15 protein-coding genes are annotated in these 17073 nt (G+C 61.7%); 11 read left to right on the top strand and 4 right to left on the bottom strand.

Going from position 1 to position 17073, the window contains the following annotated elements; genetic code table 11:
- Positions 1–13 precede the first annotated feature (13 nt).
- Positions 14–1261 (top strand): alpha-hydroxy acid oxidase, encoded by a 1248-nt coding sequence (locus HAQ05_RS14355; protein WP_190421709.1) that lies wholly within the window; start codon positions 14–16, stop codon positions 1259–1261.
- A 76-nt stretch (positions 1262–1337) separates the two neighbouring features.
- On the opposite strand, the gene hutC is transcribed toward HAQ05_RS14355, so the two are convergent.
- From hutC to HAQ05_RS14340, 3 genes are all read right to left on the bottom strand, one after another.
- The gene (gene hutC, locus HAQ05_RS14350) at positions 1338–2090 is read right to left on the bottom strand and encodes a histidine utilization repressor (protein WP_190421907.1); all 753 of its coding nucleotides are present in this window, start codon (positions 2088–2090) and stop codon (positions 1338–1340) included.
- A 222-nt stretch (positions 2091–2312) separates the two neighbouring features.
- On the bottom strand, positions 2313–3056 hold the full coding sequence (locus HAQ05_RS14345) for a class II aldolase/adducin family protein (RefSeq protein ID WP_190421707.1): 744 nt from the start codon (positions 3054–3056) through the stop codon (positions 2313–2315).
- Positions 3031–4056: a LysR substrate-binding domain-containing protein gene (locus HAQ05_RS14340; protein ID WP_190421705.1), complete on the bottom strand. Its 1026-nt coding sequence runs from the start codon at positions 4054–4056 to the stop codon at positions 3031–3033. The genes HAQ05_RS14345 and HAQ05_RS14340 overlap by 26 nt, the downstream gene beginning before the upstream one ends.
- 263 nt (positions 4057–4319) lie before the next feature.
- On the opposite strand from HAQ05_RS14340, the gene HAQ05_RS14335 reads away from it, so the two are divergent.
- The 10 genes from HAQ05_RS14335 (at position 4320) to HAQ05_RS14290 (ending at position 14969) form a co-directional block, all read left to right on the top strand.
- Positions 4320–5336 (top strand): ABC transporter substrate-binding protein, encoded by a 1017-nt coding sequence (locus HAQ05_RS14335; protein WP_190421703.1) that lies wholly within the window; start codon positions 4320–4322, stop codon positions 5334–5336.
- Positions 5333–6409, top strand: coding sequence for an ATP-binding cassette domain-containing protein (locus tag HAQ05_RS14330; protein WP_202988084.1), 1077 nt, complete (start codon positions 5333–5335; stop codon positions 6407–6409). The genes HAQ05_RS14335 and HAQ05_RS14330 overlap by 4 nt, the downstream gene beginning before the upstream one ends.
- Positions 6406–7266 carry an ABC transporter permease gene (locus tag HAQ05_RS14325; RefSeq protein ID WP_190421701.1) on the top strand — a complete coding sequence of 287 codons (861 nt, stop codon included), beginning with the start codon at positions 6406–6408 and terminating at the stop codon, positions 7264–7266. The genes HAQ05_RS14330 and HAQ05_RS14325 overlap by 4 nt, the downstream gene beginning before the upstream one ends.
- Entirely contained in the window at positions 7266–8063 is a 798-nt protein-coding gene (locus HAQ05_RS14320) for an ABC transporter permease (protein WP_190421699.1), read from the top strand. The genes HAQ05_RS14325 and HAQ05_RS14320 overlap by 1 nt, the downstream gene beginning before the upstream one ends.
- A gap of 104 nt (positions 8064–8167) precedes the next feature.
- Positions 8168–8689: a flavin reductase family protein gene (locus tag HAQ05_RS14315; RefSeq protein WP_190421697.1), complete on the top strand. Its 522-nt coding sequence runs from the start codon at positions 8168–8170 to the stop codon at positions 8687–8689.
- 34 nt (positions 8690–8723) lie between these two features.
- On the top strand, positions 8724–10184 hold the full coding sequence (locus HAQ05_RS14310; RefSeq protein ID WP_190421695.1) for a 4-hydroxyphenylacetate 3-hydroxylase family protein: 1461 nt from the start codon (positions 8724–8726) through the stop codon (positions 10182–10184).
- Between the two features lie 13 nt (positions 10185–10197).
- Entirely contained in the window at positions 10198–10863 is a 666-nt protein-coding gene (locus tag HAQ05_RS14305; protein WP_190421693.1) for a DUF1028 domain-containing protein, read from the top strand.
- Positions 10860–12050, top strand: coding sequence for an acetylornithine deacetylase (gene argE / locus HAQ05_RS14300; RefSeq protein WP_190421691.1), 1191 nt, complete (start codon positions 10860–10862; stop codon positions 12048–12050). Before HAQ05_RS14305 ends, argE begins: the two co-directional genes overlap by 4 nt.
- 33 nt (positions 12051–12083) lie before the next feature.
- Positions 12084–13349 carry a M20 family metallopeptidase gene (locus HAQ05_RS14295; protein WP_190421689.1) on the top strand — a complete coding sequence of 422 codons (1266 nt, stop codon included), beginning with the start codon at positions 12084–12086 and terminating at the stop codon, positions 13347–13349.
- Positions 13350–13475: 126 nt separating this feature from the next.
- Positions 13476–14969, top strand: coding sequence for a YifB family Mg chelatase-like AAA ATPase (locus HAQ05_RS14290; protein ID WP_190421687.1), 1494 nt, complete (start codon positions 13476–13478; stop codon positions 14967–14969).
- Between the two features lie 362 nt (positions 14970–15331).
- On the opposite strand, the gene HAQ05_RS14285 is transcribed toward HAQ05_RS14290, so the two are convergent.
- Positions 15332–16702: a GntT/GntP/DsdX family permease gene (locus HAQ05_RS14285; RefSeq protein ID WP_190421685.1), complete on the bottom strand. Its 1371-nt coding sequence runs from the start codon at positions 16700–16702 to the stop codon at positions 15332–15334.
- Positions 16703–17073: the final 371 nt, after the last annotated feature.

Below are 17073 nucleotides of genomic sequence, written 5' to 3'. Positions count from 1 at the left end.
GGAGCCATGGTGCATGAGACGTTTCTACCAAGGGCGCGACCTTTCCCGGGTGCATACCATTGAAGAACTGGCGTGGATCGCAAAGCGTTGCTTGCCCTATTTCGCGTGGGAATACTTGGCCGGTGGCGCAGAGGCCGAACTGACCCTGGCGGATAACCGGCGCGACTTCGACCGCCTTGGGCTGTTGCCCAGAACCTTGCGCGGAATAGATGCACCGGCCCTTGAGACTCGGTTGTTTGGCCAGGCAACCGCTATGCCTATGGCGATCGCGCCTACCGGCTATAACGCCATGCTGTATCGCAATGCCGATATTCATTTGGCCCGGGCCGCGACCGAGGCGGGTATACCCTTCTGCATGAGCACGGTATCAACCAGCTCAATGGAAGAGGTAGTAGCACACGTACCGGGGGTTAACCTCTGGTTCCAGCTTTACTGCCTTAACGACCCAGCGATTCAAGAAGACCTGCTCAAGCGCGCGCAAAGCCTGCAAGTTTCCACGCTGCTGTTAACCAGTGATGCGGTAACGCTTGGCAACCGAGAGTGGGACAAGCGCAATTTCATCCGCCCGCGGCAATTGTCGCTGCGAAATAAACTGGACGTGCTCCGGCACCCCGCCTGGATACGGCGGGCTTTGTGGCCGTCGGGTATGCCGAGCCTTGGCAACCTGAACCCTTACCTGCCTGCCCACGCCAGGACCGCCGCCGGGGCGGCGCACTTTATCGGCCAGGCGATGGACGCCACATTGGACTGGAATGCGTTGGCGAAGCTGCGCGATCGATGGCCCGGGAACCTGGTGCTTAAAGGCGTGCTGCACCCGGGCGATGCAGAGCGCGCGTTAGCCCTCGGGCTTGACGGTATCGTGGTGACCAACCATGGCGGGCGGCAACTCGATGGCAGCCCTTCCTCGATTCGGGCCCTGGCGGGCATCCGTTCAGCGGTAAAAGGCAAGATGCAGATTCTGTTCGACAGCGGTGTGCGCAGGGGCACCGATGTGGCCAAAGCACTTGCCTTAGGTGCGGACGCCGTGCTGGTGGGGCGCCCGACGCTATATGGCGTAGCGGCCGCGGGCCAGCAGGGGGCTGCAAAAGCGTTGTGTATTCTGGCCGAAGAGTTGAAACGAACCATGATCCTATTGGGTAGCAGCCGCTTGGATGAGCTCAATGAGGATCAACTGTTCGACCGAATGGGCGCCTTCTACGGCACAGAGCCACCAGTGGCCGCTATCGACAAAAGACCATGCGAGTGGCCCATCATGCAATGAGGCGTACGTTGAATTTGCACCGTGGCGAGCACTACCCCTGACGGCCCAGGCGGGCGCAGGCGGCGGCCCGCAACCCTCAGGAACCGAAAACGCCCTCCAATCTATAGCGGCTACCAGGGTAAAGCAGGCGGGCAAAAGTAGCTGGCTGTTTTCCCGACCAAGTCGTGCGCTTGATCAGCAAGCAAGGCTCGCTACGTTTGACTTTCAATACCTTAGCTTCGTAAGGCTCGGCGAGAATCGCCTCTACAACATGTTTAGCTTCGGTCACAGGCGACAGCTGCATCAGATAGACGTAGGGCGTTTCCCGCTTGAAATTCTGCTTCAGGTAATCTGGCGCGAACGTGGGGTGAACGAACCGGTCTTCGATTTGCACCGGCAAGTCGTTTTCGAAGTGCACCAGCAGCGAGTGGTAAACGTGGAAACCTTCAGCTACCGACAATGCTGCAGCCACCTCTGGCGGCGCCGCAAGCGTATCCAGCGCCATCACCTGCGCGCGGTGTATATGCCCACGGGCGGCAATCTCATCGGCGATGTTGTGGATTTCGAAGAGCGCGGTTTGCCCTTTGGCTTCAGCGACAAAGGTGCCCACACCTTGCATTCGAACCAACAGGCCTTCGGCGGTAAGCTCGCGCAACGCACGGTTGATGGTCATCCGGCTTAAGCCCAGTTGCGCTACCAGCTCGCTCTCGGACGGGACCCGCTGGTGTACCGCCCAAGCACCACTGGCGATTTGCGCCGTGATCATCTGCTTCACCCGCTCGTATTGGGGCGCCGGCGGCGCATCCCACTGCGGCGTCAAGCCTTTTGCAACCCTGCTTTGCGACGACATCCCACGCTCCCGAACAGGTGAATAGCTATTGCTGTTCAGTTTACTGAGCCTTTTCGGGAGCTGTATATACATGTAAAACGCCCAAGCGCCGACGGCCATTAAGCCTGCATTTTTAATGGAGCATGCTTTCGCTGCCGGGTGTGCGCGCAATGTTTGGGCCAGGGCGGCGCTTCGCCTTTCTATCTCAGACCCGTACTGTTTGCACTGAACTGGGTCCTCGACTCAACTGGCGTAATCCAGCGGGTCGCCAAGCAAGTGGCGCGCTTCATCAAAATGCGCAAACCCTGATTCGGTGAAGCGCTCCCAATCCCGCGCGGTTTGCTCGGCAACGCCATCTGGCAATTCACGCAATGGTTGCCCGGTCGCATAGGCGAGCGTCAAGGTCCGGCAGGCGCGCTCCAGGTGGTAGATCGTATCGAAGGCTTCGGCAATGCTTTGCCCCGCAACCAGCACGCCGTGGTTGCCCATCAGCAGTATCGGTTGCTGGGCCAGCAAACGGGACAAGCGCAGGCCTTCGTCGGCGGCATCGGCCATGCCGTTGTAGTGTTGATCGATGACCACCCGCCGATGGAAGCGAGCGGTCGTTTGGTCGATTGCCTTGATGCGCGGGTCAGCCAGACAAGATAACGCCGTCGCGTAGGGCGTATGCAGGTGCAATAGGCAACGCAGCTGTGGCAACCGTGCGTGGAGCGTGCCATGAATGCTCCATGCCGTAGGGTCTGGCGCATCGGGCCGGTGCATCACTTCAGTGTCGCGGGCATCGAGCGACAACAGATCACTGGCACGCATACGAGCAAAGTGGCGCCACTTGGGATTAAGCAGGAAGCGCTGCCCGTCTTCCGATAATGCCACGCTGAAATGATTGGCCACGCCTTCGTGCCAATCCAATTGCGCAACCATCCGGAAGGTCGCCGCCAATTGCACCCGCAACTGCCATTCTTCAGGGTCGTAGTGCGTCGCTATCATTGAGCACTGCCTTATCGTCAATGAAGGTATCGGGGCCGTCGTGTTTGCCGTGCCCACGGTGAGCTACATGGGCATGCATACGCTCGGTGATCTGCTTCGGCGTGCGGATGGTCTGCTGGCAATGGTGCAGGAATTCGCGGGTTGGGCCCGTCAGTTCGTTGGCTCCATGCCAGGCCATGACGGTGCGCGACGGCGTCATGCGGTCGCTCAGGGGCACTGTCACCACTTCCTTGCCGTCGAACGTCTGGGAGTTGGCCGGTTCAGTGACCAGTACCGAAATCCCCAGGCCATGGCCGACCAAACCTCTCACCATATCCAGCGAAGGTGCCTTGTAGGCCACTCGGGGAGACACCCCGGCCTTTTCGAACAGGCTTAGGAAGTATTCATTGCTGGGCCAGATATCCAAAAGCACCAGCGGATCATTGGCCAGCATCGACAACGAAATGGCCGAGTGCTCCGCCAGGCGGTGGCCCTGGGGCAACACGGCATGGGCGAACAGATCAGGCAGAAGCGCCACATGCTCGATCACGCTGGGCAAACCCTGGACGTAGCAGATCGCGATGTCATAAATACCGGAGCGCAGCCCTTCGATGATCCGCTCCTGCGAACCGACATGCAGGCGAATGGAAACGTCGGGGAAACGTTGCTGGAACGAGGCGATCAGGTGCGGCGCGTACAGCGGGGCGAGGGTGTCGAAGCAGGCAAGGGAAATCTCGCCAGCGATCAGGCAGGTTTCACCGTACGCTTTTTGCTCGAACTCTCGTGAGTGCCGCAGCAGGTGGACCGCGTGTAAATAAAATCGGCGGCCAACCGCCGTGGGTGACAGGCCCGAAGAACGATGGCGCAGAAACAGTTTCATGCCGAAGCTCGTCTCAAGGTCCTTGATCGCCACTGAAATCGAAGGTTCGGAGATATTGATGTGGCGCGCGGCCTGGGCCACTCCACCGTTCTCGACCGTGGCCACGAAATAGCGCAATTGCCGAAGAGAATAGGTCGCCATCGTTTTTGCCCTCGGTCGGTACACATCAGCGCGAGCCACCATAGGCCGCACCCAGCAGGATTTAAAACAATAAAAATCCTAATTGGCAATGCGGAAAATTCGATTCCGCTTGGGTGTCTCCAGCGCTTTGCAGGCTGTTATGCTCGGCCCCGCAACATTCCCGCCGCCGGACTCTCGAGGCTAACGAGAGCCGGTGGTGCGAAGGCCGGCCGCTTGCACCTTCCCCTACTGCTGACTCATTCCCTTCTTTCCTTGGATCGAATATGAAAAAGCAGTTGAATGCCTCGCTGATGATTTCTCTGGCTGCCGCATTGTTCAGCGCCAGCCCGATGACCCAAGCCGCTTCGCAGGAAATCGCCGTGATGGCCTGGGGCACCACCTGGGAGCAAGGGTTGCAGGTGGTCGCCGACAAATTCGAAAAGCAAACCGGCATTCATGTGGTTCCGGTGACGCAGTCGGGCTCCGCCGATGGCTATGCGCGGCTGCAGTCGATGCAGGATGCGCCCAAGATCGATATCTGGTTTTCGACGTCTAGCCTCGCGGCCCGTGTGACCCCGGATAAAAAACTCTTTGCGCCGATTCCCGACGCGGCCCTGAGCAACGTTAGCGCCTTGATTCCCGGTGCAAAGGCACCGACCTGGGTCGCGGCCTATTACTATCCGCTGTCGATCATCTACCGGCCCACCTTGGTTACCCATCCGATCACCGCCTGGGCCGACCTGTGGAAACCGGAGTTCAAAGACAGCCTTGCGGTGCCGGATGTGCAGACGTATCAGGCGCGGATGCTGATGGTTTCGGCGCTGACCCATGGTGGCAGCATTGATAATGTCGATCCCGGCTTCACCGCGCTGAAGCAATTGCGCCCCAACATCGCCATGTTCTATGGGTCAGATTCCGATTCGCGCCGGGCCCTCGCCCAGGGTGAAGTTTCGGTGTTGATCGGCCCACCGTCCCAGGCAAAACCGTTGAGCGATGCAGGTGTCGATGTGACCGTGGTCAGCCCGAAACCGGCGCCGGTGATGTTCGATGTGATGACGTTGGTGAACACGCCCAAGCAAGCCATGGCGCTCAAGTTCATCGACTTCGTGCTGTCGGCCGAATCGCAGTCGACGATCTCTACGCTGTACAACATGGGTCCGGTGAATCACAACGTGAAGGCTGCACCGGAACTGGCGGCGGTGTTACCCAAGGAGTCAGATCAGGTCAGCTTCGATGAAGCCAAGATCAACGACCACGTAGCACAATGGAATGAACGCTTCAACGCAGAGATCAGCCGGTGACCCTGGCGTTGGCGACACCGGCCTTGGAGCTGGTGGGGCTGCGCAAGCAATATGGCGAGCACCTTGCTGTAGGCAACGTCTCGCTGGCGGTGCCCAACGGCTCGCTGTTGACCTTGCTGGGCCCCTCAGGCTGCGGCAAGAGCACCTTGCTGCGCATGATTGCCGGGTTCATCCGCCCTGACAGCGGGTCGATCAGCATCGAAGGCCGCGACGTGACGGCTTTGCTGCCTGAGCATCGTCCGACGGCCATGGTGTTTCAGAGCTACGCCCTGTTCCCGCACATGTCGGTGTTCGACAACGTCGCCTTTGGCCTGAAGCTGCGTAAGCTAACATCGGCGCAATTGCGGGCGAAGGTCGAGGCTACACTGGCGCTGGTTCGAATGGAGTCATTTGCCGGGCGTTATCCTGCCGAATTGTCGGGGGGCCAGCAGCAGCGGGTTGCCCTGGCCCGCTGCCTGGTGATCGAGCCGCAAATTCTGCTGCTCGATGAGCCCTTCGGCGCATTGGATCGCCACCTGCGTGAAGAGATGCAAGTGGAGCTGCGCAAGCTCCAGCGGCAACTGGGCATCACCATGTTGGTGGTGACTCACGATCAGGACGAAGCCTTTATCCTCTCAGATTTCGTGGCGGTGATGAACGGCGGCCGCATCGAGCAATTTGCCGCACCCGCCGACCTTTACGACCGCCCTGCCACATGCTTCGTTGCCCGTTTCATGGGGATTCCCAACCTATTGCCGGGTGCTGTGGCCCACCATGAAGGCAAGCTACTGTTTCGCCATGAAAATGGTGAGTGCATTGAACTCAATCATGGCGGTGGCATGCTCGCTGGCGAACCCGCGCACCTGGCCCTCAGGCCGGAAACCCTACGGCTTGTGGACCCCGTTTCTGAACACGTGGACCTGGTCGGCACCCTGGTGTTCGCGACCCTGATCGGCAGCCGCCTGCAATACGAAGTCGATCTGGGCTGGGCCACCGTGCAGGTGGTCATGCCCCGCGCGGACCAGACCTGGCAACCCGGTGAATGGGTAGGCATCGCTATCGACCGCCGCCACGCCATAGTGCTCAGCGCATGAAGGCCGGGGCACGGGTGTTACTGCTGCCCGCGGCGGCCTTGATGGCGATTTTTTTCGGTGCGTTTCTGGTGTTCGCGGCGGTCGGGATGCTGAGCTGCGCCCCTGGCACACCGGGTTACAGCGCCCCGCTGACCTTGGGCAATTACCTGCGCTTTTTTAGCGACCCGGCGGGGCTCAGGATTTTGGGTTGGACGGTCGTTTTTTCGTTGTCACTGACGGCGGCTACGATCGTTGCGGGTTACCCATTTGCCTACTTGATTGCGCGTACGCGCTGGGCCTGGGTGCGCAACCTTTTACTGGGCGTGCTGCTGGTGACTTTTCTGTGCGGCAGCATCAGCCGCGCCTATGGCTGGTTGATTCTCCTGGGCAGGCGCGGCCTGGTGAACGAAGCGCTGATGTGGACTGGCCTGATAGACCATCCACTGGCGCTGATCTACAACGTCAGCGGGGTCTTCATCGCGCTGCTGCATTTCACCCTGCCGTACTTCGTGCTGACGGTATTCGGCGCCATTCGGGCGGTGCCGTCACAGGTCGAGGAATCAGCGAGGGACTTGGGCGCCAGCGCCTTACGGGTGTTTTTCCAAATCACCGTGCCCTTGACCTTACCCGCTATCGTCGGCGGCGCGACGCTGGCGTTTTCCCTGGCCATCAGCGCGTTCGCCTTTCCATTGCTGCTCGGCGGGGGCCGGGTACGGCTGATCTCCAACTACATCTACGACCAACTCTTCGTGGCCTTCGACCTCCCCTTCGCGGCCGCCGTGTCGTCGCTGTTTCTGCTGGTGGCGTTGGTGATTCTGTGGGGGTTCTTCGCCGTCGAGCGCTGGGCGACACGGGCTGTTTATCGGAGGGCCGGCTGATGAGGCATTACCTGGGCAAGGCGCTGTGGCTACTGTTCGGCGTGGCGATACTGAGCTTTCTGTTGTTGCCGGTGGTTTTCACCGCCGTGTACTCAGTGGGTGAATCGCGCTACTTCCAGTTTCCCCCTCAAGCATGGTCCCTGCAGTGGTATATGGCGTTCTTTCGTGCGCAGAAGTTCTACGATGCGCTGATCAACAGCGCGATCCTCGCATTGGTGGTGACCCCGCTGTGCCTGCTGGCGGCCCTGCCCACTGCCCATGCACTGGCGCGCTACCGCTTCCCTGGCCAGCGGTGGATTGATGCGCTGGTGCTATCGCCATTGATCGTGCCAGGCGTGATCACCGGTGTGGCACTGCTCAGCCTGTTCCGCATCCTGCATCAGGACATCGGCCTGGTGCGCATGAGCGTAGCGATGATCGTGGTGTGCTTTCCCTACGGCTTACGCGCCCTGGCGGCGAATTATCAGGGCGTCGACCCAGCGACCGAAGAGGCCGCGCGGGATCTGGGCTATGGCCCTTTGCGCACATGGTGGGCCATCACTTTGCCGCAGTTGCGTACAGGGCTACTGGCCGGCGCGGTGTTCGTCTTCGTCGAGGTCATCGATAACTTTTCGGTGAACGTGTTCTTGGTGGATCTGCACAGCAACACGCTGCCGATTGCCGCCTACCAGCATATCCGCGACGTCGATGACCCTCTGGTGGCGGTGATGTCGACCCTCTTGTCGATTCTGTCGGTGCTGTTGGTGCTGGGCTTCAGCCGGATGATGGGGCTGGAGCGAATGTTCAAGAGCCGTTGACCCGCATCGGAAAATCCAAAGTGGGGCTTCGTTTGTTTGAGTTTGACCCAGGCCAGTTGCCACAGCACCATCCAGTGACATCGAGCAGGGCCACCGGTACCTTTATGAAACAGCAACTTTCCCGCACTTTAACCCCAAGTTATTGCGACATCGGCGCATTTATCAACGCTATGGGTGGCGCAGTAACCGGTGTCGGCATTGTCGCCACCGATGGCCCGGGCGGGCGTTTTGGGGTCACGGTCAGCTCGATGGCCTCGGTCTCTGCCGAACCGCCGATGCTCTTGGTCTGTGTGCGCGCCAGCAGCCCCAGCGCCCAAGCGGTGAAGGCCAACGGGCGTTTTACGCTGAACCTTTTGCACGCCGCCCAGGCGCACCTCGCTGACGCCTTTGCCGGCCGGCCCCGCACGGGCGCAGCTTATGACTTCAGCGACCCGGCCTGGGTCAGCGACGCAGACCAGGCGCCACGGCTGGAAGGCGCCTGCGCGAGCTTTGTCTGCGAATTGGAATCGGCGCAGCAGGCGGGCAGCCATTTGATACTGATCGGCACGGTTTCGGCGTGCTACCACCAGCCCCAGCCACCGCTGCTTTATTGCGGGCGCCGCTACGGTGTGCCGGCCTCTTTCTAATTCAATGCTAAACGCTAAAAAAGGATAAACACCTATGTTGCGCACGGGCGAGCAGTACCGGGATTCGATTCGCGATGGCCGACGCATCTGGATTGATGGCGAACGGGTCAACGACGTAACTGAACACCCCGCATTCAAGCCGATGATCGATGTGCGTAGCCGCATCTATGACATGCAGCATGAGGCGGCCACCCGCGCCACCATGGTCACCCGTGACCGTGACGGTGATGAAGTGCCGGTGGGCCTGGCGCTGCCCTGGACCCAGGATGACTTGCGCGCCAAGCGCCGCGCTGTGGATGCCGTGCTCGACGACGTCGGGGGCGTGGTATCACGGGTCGGCGACGAAACCATTGGCGAGATGTGGTCGCTGCATGACGGCCTGGATGTGCTCAAGGGCATCGACGCGCACTACGCAGACAACATCGAGCCGCATATCCAGCGCATCCTCAAGCAAGACGTATTCCACGTATCGGCCAACACCGACCCCAAGGGCGACCGCTCCAAGCGCCCCCAAGATCAGGACCCGGACATGCTGTTGCATGTGGTGCGGGAAACCGATGCCGGGATCGTTGTGCGCGGCGCTAAGTATGAAACGGCTGCGGCCTACGCCAACCAGGCTTTCGTCAAACCGACCATTGCCAACTGGGGCGATGCCAAGCTGTCGGAATATGCCGTTGGGTTCATTTCAGACTTCAGCGCGCCCAATATGCGTTTCATCTGCCGGTCAGGTTTCGCCGGGCGTGGCTCGGTGGAGGACTACCCGCTGTCGAACCGCTTTGATGAAGTGGACACCCTGGTCATCTATGACGATGTATTAGTGCCGTGGGAGAACGTGCTGTTCAACCAGCATACGGCGGCCGCCGGCTTCATTCGCAATACCTTGCACCGTTATGCAGCCTTCCCTTTCCTGCAACGGCTCGAGCGCTATGCCGACATGCTGGTCGGCGCGGCGTTGCTCAATGTGCGACAGACCGGCCTGGAAAAGCAGCAGGCCGTGCAGGAAAAACTCACCCAATTGGCCTGCTATCGGGAAACCATCAACGCGCACCTGACTGCCTCCATTAGTGAGGCACAGACCAGCCCCAGCGGGCTGTGCATGCACAATCAGTCGCTGGTTTACGCCGGCCGCATGTTCGGTTGCGCCCAGTTGCCGCAGATGATGCACCTGGCCCGTGAGCTGTGCGGCGGGCAGATTTGCGTAACGCCCTCTGCTGCGGCCTTCGAAGACCCGGAAACCGCCGATTGGCTGAAGAAGTACTACTCGGTGAACGCCAATTGGCAGGCGGCCGACCGCCGCCGTTTGCTGGCCTTCGCGCGGGATTTACTCAACTCCGATTACGCCGGCCATCGCCTGACCTTTCACCTTTTCGCCCAAAGCCCACCGTATGCCCAGTCGGGTGCGGTTTACCGCAATTTCGATTGGGAAAACTCTGCAGCCATCGTCGAGAAAGCCGCGCGATTGTCGCCAGCCATTCATGGCGCTCAAGGCGTTTGAGAGGAAACGAGCAATGACTTTTAGCCTTGTAGCGCGCTGCGCCAGCACCGGCATGCTGGGTGTCGCGGTCTGTTCATCCTCGCCGGCAGTGGCGGCGCGCTGTGCCTATGCCCGGGCGGGCATTGGTGCGGTGCTGACGCAGAATTTCACCGATCCGAGCCTGGGCGAGCGTGGCCTTGAATTGATGTCACTCGGTGCCAGCGCCACGCAGGCCATAGAGATTCTGGCGCGCACGGCGAGTGACCCGGCCTACCGCCAATTGGCAGCCATCGGCCCGCTCGGTGCCCCGGCAACCCACACCGGTGGGCTGTGCCTGCAAGCCACGGCGTCGGCCATCGGCATCGACTGCGCCGCGGTGGGCAACTGGCTGGCCGCCGGCGATATTGCGCAGCGCATGGTTGAGGCCTTCACCGCCAGCCAGGGCCATCTGGCCCATCGATTGCTGATAGCCATGCGTGCCGGGCTTGAAGCCGGCGGTGAAATCGAAGCAGTGCATTCTGCCGGGTTGAAAGTAATGCATGAGCAACCATGGCCCATCGCCGACCTGCGTATCGACTGGACCGAGGCGTGCCCGATCACCGAACTCGAAGGCCTTTGGGCACTCTGGGAGCCGCGCATGCCGCTGTATTTGGCGCGCGCCCTGCAACCGGCGGCCGCCCCGGCCGAGGACCTAGCATGACTGCGCGCCTTAGCGACGTTCCAGTACCCGACAGCGTTTCCATTTTGCGAAGCCTGGTGGGGTTTCCCACTGTCAGCCCGGCCAGTAACCTGAACCTGATCGACTACATGGCGCAGTTTCTCGCCGATTACGGCATCGCCAGTGCTCGGGTACTGAGCGAAGACGGAAAAAAAGCCAACTTCCATGCCACAGTTGGGCCCGCCGACGCCGCTGGCGTTGTGCTGTCTGGGCATACGGACGTAGTACCCAGCGAAGGCCAGGCGTGGCAGGCGGACCCGTTCGTATTACGCGTCACCGATGACCGCGCGATTGGCCGTGGCGCCGTGGACATGAAGGGGTTTATCGCCTGCGCGTTGCGCTGTGCCGCACTGGCCAGTACCCGGAAACTGAGCCGCCCGCTGATTCTTGCATTCAGCCACGACGAAGAAATCGGTTGTGTCGGCGTACGCCGGTTGTTGCCGGCCCTGGCGCAAATGCCAGTGCGGCCGCTGTTGTGCATCGTCGGCGAGCCCACCACCATGGGTGTAGTGACGGCCCACAAAGGCAAGGTCATGGGGCAGATCCGCTGCACCGGCCTTGAGGGGCATTCCAGCGAGCCGGAAAAAGGCGTCAACGCCATTCACTTGGCCGCTGAAATGGTGGCCGCATCGCGATCGGTACAAGCGCGCTTCAGCCAAGTTCCGTATCGCGACGCCACGTTCAATGTGCCGTACTCCACTTTGCATTTGGGGAGGATTCAAGGCGGGACCAGCGTCAACATCATCCCCCGCGACTGCGTTATCGACTTCGAGATTCGCAACCTGCCCACCGTTGACCCCAAGCCCATGCTCGATGCACTGGCCGGCGACGCCGCGCGCATCGTCGGCCCTTATCGCCGGCTTGCCGAACAAGTCGCGGTGAACATTCATATTCACAATGAATACCCAGGCCTGGACATCGACGATAACGACCCGGCGGTAGGTTTCGTGCAATCGCTGTGTGGCAACCCGGGCAGCCGCAAGGTCGCCTACGGAACCGAAGCCGGCCTGTTTCGCAACGTGTTAGGCCTGCCAACGGTTGTTTGTGGCCCCGGCAGCGTCGACCAGGCCCACAAGCCAGAAGAATTCGTGACCCTTAGCCAACTGCACGCTTGCGATGTTTTTCTCGAGCGCCTGCTGGACCGGCTGGCTGAAGGTTTCAACCTTTGAACGCGACCCAACGTGCATGCACAGGAGCCTTTGATGCCTAACATCCAGGACATTCTCGCGCGGGTGACCCGCGACGAGTTGATTGACATTGTGAGTGAGCTGGTAGCGATCCCGAGTTTCAAGGGTGAGGAAACACCGCTGGCATTGCATGTCGCGGCATGGTGCAAGGCGCGTGGCTACGATGTGGAACTCGACGAAGTCGAGCCCGGCCGCATGCAGGTGATTGCCACCCTCAAGGGCACCGGCGGCGGGCGTAGCCTGATGTTCAACGGCCACCTGGACATCAACTCCCTGACCCGTGGCTGGGAGCGGGACCCCTGGACGTGTTGGGTCGAAGGCGACCGCTTGTACGGCCATGGCGCGCAAAACATGAAAGGCGGCTTGGGCACCTTCATGGTAGCGGCCGAGGCCGTACGCCGCAGTGGTGTGCCACTGGCAGGTGACTTGGTGCTGGCGTTCGTGGTGGGTGAAACGCAAGGCGGCGAAGGCATGCACCACTTGATGGAACGTGGTTTTCGCACCGATATGGCGGTGATCACCGAACCCTTTGGCGCCGACAACATTGCCACGATTCACAGTGGCATCATGCACTTTGCTATTCACGTGATCGGCCGGTCCGGGCACCTCAGCCAGCGCGAAAACACCGTGCATGCCGTGAACAAAATGGCGTTGGTGCTACAGCGCCTGGAACACATGAGCTTCACTGCCGCGCCCTATCCGCCACTGCCGGCATTGCCACGGCTCAATGTCGGCAGCATCCTCGGCGGGCGCGGCGAGCATTACCTGTCGGAACCACCGTATGTGCCGGACATGTGCACGATCGTTGTCGATGTGCACTTCGTCCCCGGCCAGAGCGTGGAAAGCGTATTGGCCGACGTGCAGCGTGAATTGGACGCGATCAAGGCCGAAGACCCCGACTTCGTCTCTTCCATTGAAATGCCGCCACCGGCCTTCATCAAAGGGCGCCGACGCTTGGTGATGGAGCCGGTGGATGTCGCGCAGGGCGCTGACATCGTGCAATCGCTGGCCAACAGCTACAAAATCATCACCGGAAAGCCCCCAGCCCAAATTGGCGCGATCTTGCCAGCGTCCTACTCTGCCTGCGACACCGCCTGGTTGTGCAAGGCCGGTATCAGCGCCGTGAACTACGGCCCAACCGCTGCATTTGCCGCTGCAGGCCCCGAAGGCGCCTACGTGGTAATCAGCGAAATGGAAACCGTGGCCAAGGTGCTTGTGCTGACCGCCGTGGATGTCTGTAATTCCACTCAGCCATCGGGTTCGGCGCAGGCGTTAGGCTAATGCGGGCAAGCCTCGCAGGTAGCGCCCTATTTCACGCTTTGATAACACCCAGACATACATTTCAAAGCCGCCCGGCACGCATTCTTCCTATGCTTCGGCGACGATCGTCCCCCCAAGGAGCCAAGGATGCCCCTCGCCATCGCCTACAGCCGCGCCCAGGTCGGGGTTGGTGCGCCCGCCGTAATGGTCGAGGCGCATTTGGCCAACGGCCTGCCCTCGCTGACCCTGGTCGGCCTACCCGAAGCCTCGGTAAAAGAAAGCAAAGACCGCGTGCGCAGTGCCATCGTGAACTCCGGCCTGGCGTTCCCGGCACAGCGCATCACCCTTAACCTGGCCCCAGCCGACTTGCCCAAAGACGGCGGCCGTTTCGACCTGCCCATTGCCTTGGGCATCCTCGCCAGCAGCGGGCAGGTTCCCTTGAAGGCGCTCGAAGGCATTGAATGCCTCGGCGAGCTGGCACTGTCCGGCGCGATCCGGCCGGTGCAAGGGGTGCTACCCGCCGCACTGGCGGCCCGCGATGCCGGGCGCATGCTGGTAGTGCCCAAGGAGAACGCCGAAGAAGCGTCGCTGGCCAGCGGCTTGAAGGTACTGGCCAGCGAGCACTTGGTGGAGCTGGTGGCGCATTTCAACGAACAGCAAACGCTGCCACTATTTCGCGCCAACGGCCTGCTGCTGGTGGCCAAACCGTACCCGGACCTTGCCGAGGTGCAGGGCCAGGTAGCGGCCAAGCGCGCGTTGGTGGTGGCCGCCGCGGGTGCGCACAACCTGCTGTTCAGTGGCCCGCCGGGCACCGGCAAAACCCTGCTTGCCAGCCGCCTGCCCGGCCTGCTGCCGCCGTTGTGCGAGCCTGAGGCACTGGAGGTGGCGGCGATCCAGTCGGTCACCAGCCACGTGCCATTGAGCAGTTGGCCGCAGCGGCCGTTTCGCCACCCGCACCATTCGGCCTCCGCGGCGGCCTTGGTGGGCGGCGGCAGCCGGCCGCAGCCGGGGGAGATCACCTTGGCCCACCATGGCGTACTGTTTCTCGACGAGTTGCCCGAATTCGACCGCAAGGTGCTGGAGGTGCTGCGCGAGCCGCTGGAGTCCGGTGAAATCATCATCGCCCGCGCCCGGGATAAAACCCGCTTTCCGGCGCGCTTCCAGTTGGTGGCAGCGATGAACCCCTGCCCCTGCGGTTACCTGGGCGACACCACTGGCCGCTGCCGCTGCGGGCCAGACCAAATCGAACGCTACCGCAACAAACTTTCCGGCCCGCTGCTCGACCGTATCGACCTGCATTTGACCGTAGCCCGCGAAAGCACCAGCCTCAACCCGCGCCTGGGCAGCGGCGAGAACACCGCCGCGGCTGCTGCACGGGTCGCCGCCGCGCGGGATCGGCAATTGGCCCGCCAGGGCTGCGCCAATGCGTTTCTCGGCCTGCCGGGTTTGCGGGAGCACTGCCAATTACGGCCGGCGGACGAACAGTGGCTGGAAGCCGCGTGTGAGCGGCTTACGCTTTCGTTGCGGGCCGCACACCGGTTGCTGAAGGTGGCGCGCACGTTAGCCGACCTCGACGGGCACGCGGCCATTGCCCGTGAGCATGTGGCAGAGGCGCTGCAGTATCGGCCGGCAGCGGGGTAAGGCGGCGTGCGGCAACGCCGCCTGGCCACAACAGGCACCGCCAAAATGGTGCGGCCAGCGCCTGAAGAACACTACAGCCGAGCGGGTGTGCCATTGTCTCGACTCATAGGTCATCCAGGCTCACCAAGATGGCCTGTCCATCGGCACGGGCCATGGCGATTTTGACCGGCTTGTTGCCCTCTAGGCGCTCCATCATGGGCCCGTACCACTCGGGCGGAAACCCAGTAGCCGGTGACGCGATTAGCGTTGCACACGGCAACCGGCGCACCACCAGCACCGGCCATTATTCCTGGGCGGATTTTTCTTTAGTTCAACCCGCTGGCGACCCTGTCGGCAAAAAAACTGCGCCACGGGCCTCTTCCTCATGTCAACCACGCCCACAGCAGCAACGTCCCCACCAACCCCACCACCGAGACAATCGTCTGCAGCACCGACCATACCCAGATCGTTTGCTTAAGCTGCAGGCCGAAGTACTCACGCACCATCCAGAAGCCGGCGTCGTTCACGTGGCAGAAGAACACCGAGCCCGCACCAATGGCCAGGGCCACCAGTGAGCTTTGGGTGGCGGCCAGCCCGGCCATCATGGGGGCCAGGATGCCGGCCGTGGTGGTGGTGGCCACGGTGGCTGAACCTGTCGCCTGGCGCAGGGCCACGGCGATCAACCAGGCCAGCAGCAGGTAGGGCATATGGGCGCCTTCGGCCACTTTGCTGATGGTTTGGCTTACACCCGCCTCGAGCAAGGTTTGCTTCAGGCCACCGCCGGCGCCAATGGTGAGCAACAGCGCCGCGATGGGCGCCAGGCTTTTGCGCAGCGTATGCCCCACTTGGTCCCGCCCCATGCCGTTGGCCCAGCCCAGCAGCACCACCGCCGCCAGCACGGCCAGCCCCAATGCGACCAAGGGCTCGCCGAGAAACTTCAACACCAGCGCCAGGTTGCTCTCGGCGGGCAGGGCAACCTTGGCCAAGGTGCTGCCCAACATCAGCACCACCGGCAATAAGATAATCCCCAACGAAACGGCAAAGCCCGGCGGGTGTGCCGCCTGCGGCCTGGCGCTGAACAGTTCGCCCAGCTCGGCGGGCACCGCCACCTGCAGCCGCCGTGACAGCCATAGGCCGTAGACCGGGCCGGCCAGAATCACCGCCGGCACGGCAAGCGTGAACCCCAGCAGCATGGTCAGGCCGAGGTCTGCATGCAACGCGCTCACCGCGATCAGCGGGCCGGGGTGGGGCGGCATCAAGGCATGCAGGGTGGTCATCCCGGCGAGCGCCGGAATGGCGATTTTCAACAGCGGCTGGTTCGACTGGCGCGCCATCACGAAGATGATCGGCACCATCATCACCAAGCCCACTTCAAAGAACAGTGGCAAGCCGATGATCATCGCCACCAGCGCCATCACCCACGGCAATGCGCGGCCCTTGCCTAACTTCAGCAGGGTGCTGGCAATGCGGTCGGCGGCGCCGGTTTCAGCCATCAGCGCACCCAGCATGGCACCCAGGGCAATGATGATCCCCGCCTCGCCGAGGATACCGCCCGCGCCCTTGCTGAAGGCCTTGGCCACTTCTTCCGGGGCCAACCCGGCACCGATACCGGCGATGAACGTTCCCACCAAGATCGACAAGAAAGGCGGCAGCCGGGTCCAACTGATCAATACGATGATGCTGGCGATGGCCAACACACAGCACACGATCAAGCGGCTGTCATGGGCCAGCCAGGCGACGTGGGATAGCTCCACGGGGTACTCCTTTGTTATTGGCGTGAATACCGCTGCAACATTCAGTTGCAAAACCCACCGAGAGTACCGGAGCGAGGCTTTCACCAGGCTGTCAGCCGTGCCCCCGCCCCATGAAATGTTCTTCAGCCAGGATCCAACGCCATCATGGCCCTGGCAAAGCGGGCCGACGCAACTTGCAGGCTTTTCCTACGGCGGTTTCAGAATCGCCCGGCAGCCGAGACGCGTACGACTCTCATAGCAAGGCGGCTATCGCGCTTTCGGCGCCTCTCCGGCTGTCTCTTAGACTCATCGCCTAGCCCACGCGACCGATAGTGGTCTCGTATGCCTGCTTCTGGTTGATAATAAAATGGGTTACAAGCAATGGTTCCGCC

This window comes from Pseudomonas typographi (assembly GCF_014694385.1).
GTDB lineage: Bacteria > Pseudomonadota > Gammaproteobacteria > Pseudomonadales > Pseudomonadaceae > Aquipseudomonas > Aquipseudomonas typographi.
Note: the sequence above shows the minus strand (reverse complement) of the source record. Positions and strands in the feature narration are given on the sequence as shown.

What these genes read in the sequence shown, in the direction of transcription:
- HAQ05_RS14320 (WP_190421699.1), top strand. Translation starts at nt 7,266, where the DNA reads ATGAGGCATTACCTGGGCAAGGCGCTGTGGCTACTGTTCGGCGTGGCG.
- HAQ05_RS14340 (WP_190421705.1), bottom strand. Translation starts at nt 4,056, where the DNA reads ATGGCGACCTATTCTCTTCGGCAATTGCGCTATTTCGTGGCCACGGTC.
- HAQ05_RS14295 (WP_190421689.1), top strand. Translation starts at nt 12,084, where the DNA reads ATGCCTAACATCCAGGACATTCTCGCGCGGGTGACCCGCGACGAGTTG.
- HAQ05_RS14290 (WP_190421687.1), top strand. Translation starts at nt 13,476, where the DNA reads ATGCCCCTCGCCATCGCCTACAGCCGCGCCCAGGTCGGGGTTGGTGCG.
- HAQ05_RS14325 (WP_190421701.1), top strand. Translation starts at nt 6,406, where the DNA reads ATGAAGGCCGGGGCACGGGTGTTACTGCTGCCCGCGGCGGCCTTGATG.
- HAQ05_RS14335 (WP_190421703.1), top strand. Translation starts at nt 4,320, where the DNA reads ATGAAAAAGCAGTTGAATGCCTCGCTGATGATTTCTCTGGCTGCCGCA.
- HAQ05_RS14305 (WP_190421693.1), top strand. Translation starts at nt 10,198, where the DNA reads ATGACTTTTAGCCTTGTAGCGCGCTGCGCCAGCACCGGCATGCTGGGT.
- HAQ05_RS14355 (WP_190421709.1), top strand. Translation starts at nt 14, where the DNA reads ATGAGACGTTTCTACCAAGGGCGCGACCTTTCCCGGGTGCATACCATT.
- HAQ05_RS14310 (WP_190421695.1), top strand. Translation starts at nt 8,724, where the DNA reads ATGTTGCGCACGGGCGAGCAGTACCGGGATTCGATTCGCGATGGCCGA.
- HAQ05_RS14345 (WP_190421707.1), bottom strand. Translation starts at nt 3,056, where the DNA reads ATGATAGCGACGCACTACGACCCTGAAGAATGGCAGTTGCGGGTGCAA.
- hutC (WP_190421907.1), bottom strand. Translation starts at nt 2,090, where the DNA reads ATGTCGTCGCAAAGCAGGGTTGCAAAAGGCTTGACGCCGCAGTGGGAT.
- HAQ05_RS14315 (WP_190421697.1), top strand. Translation starts at nt 8,168, where the DNA reads ATGAAACAGCAACTTTCCCGCACTTTAACCCCAAGTTATTGCGACATC.
- argE (WP_190421691.1), top strand. Translation starts at nt 10,860, where the DNA reads ATGACTGCGCGCCTTAGCGACGTTCCAGTACCCGACAGCGTTTCCATT.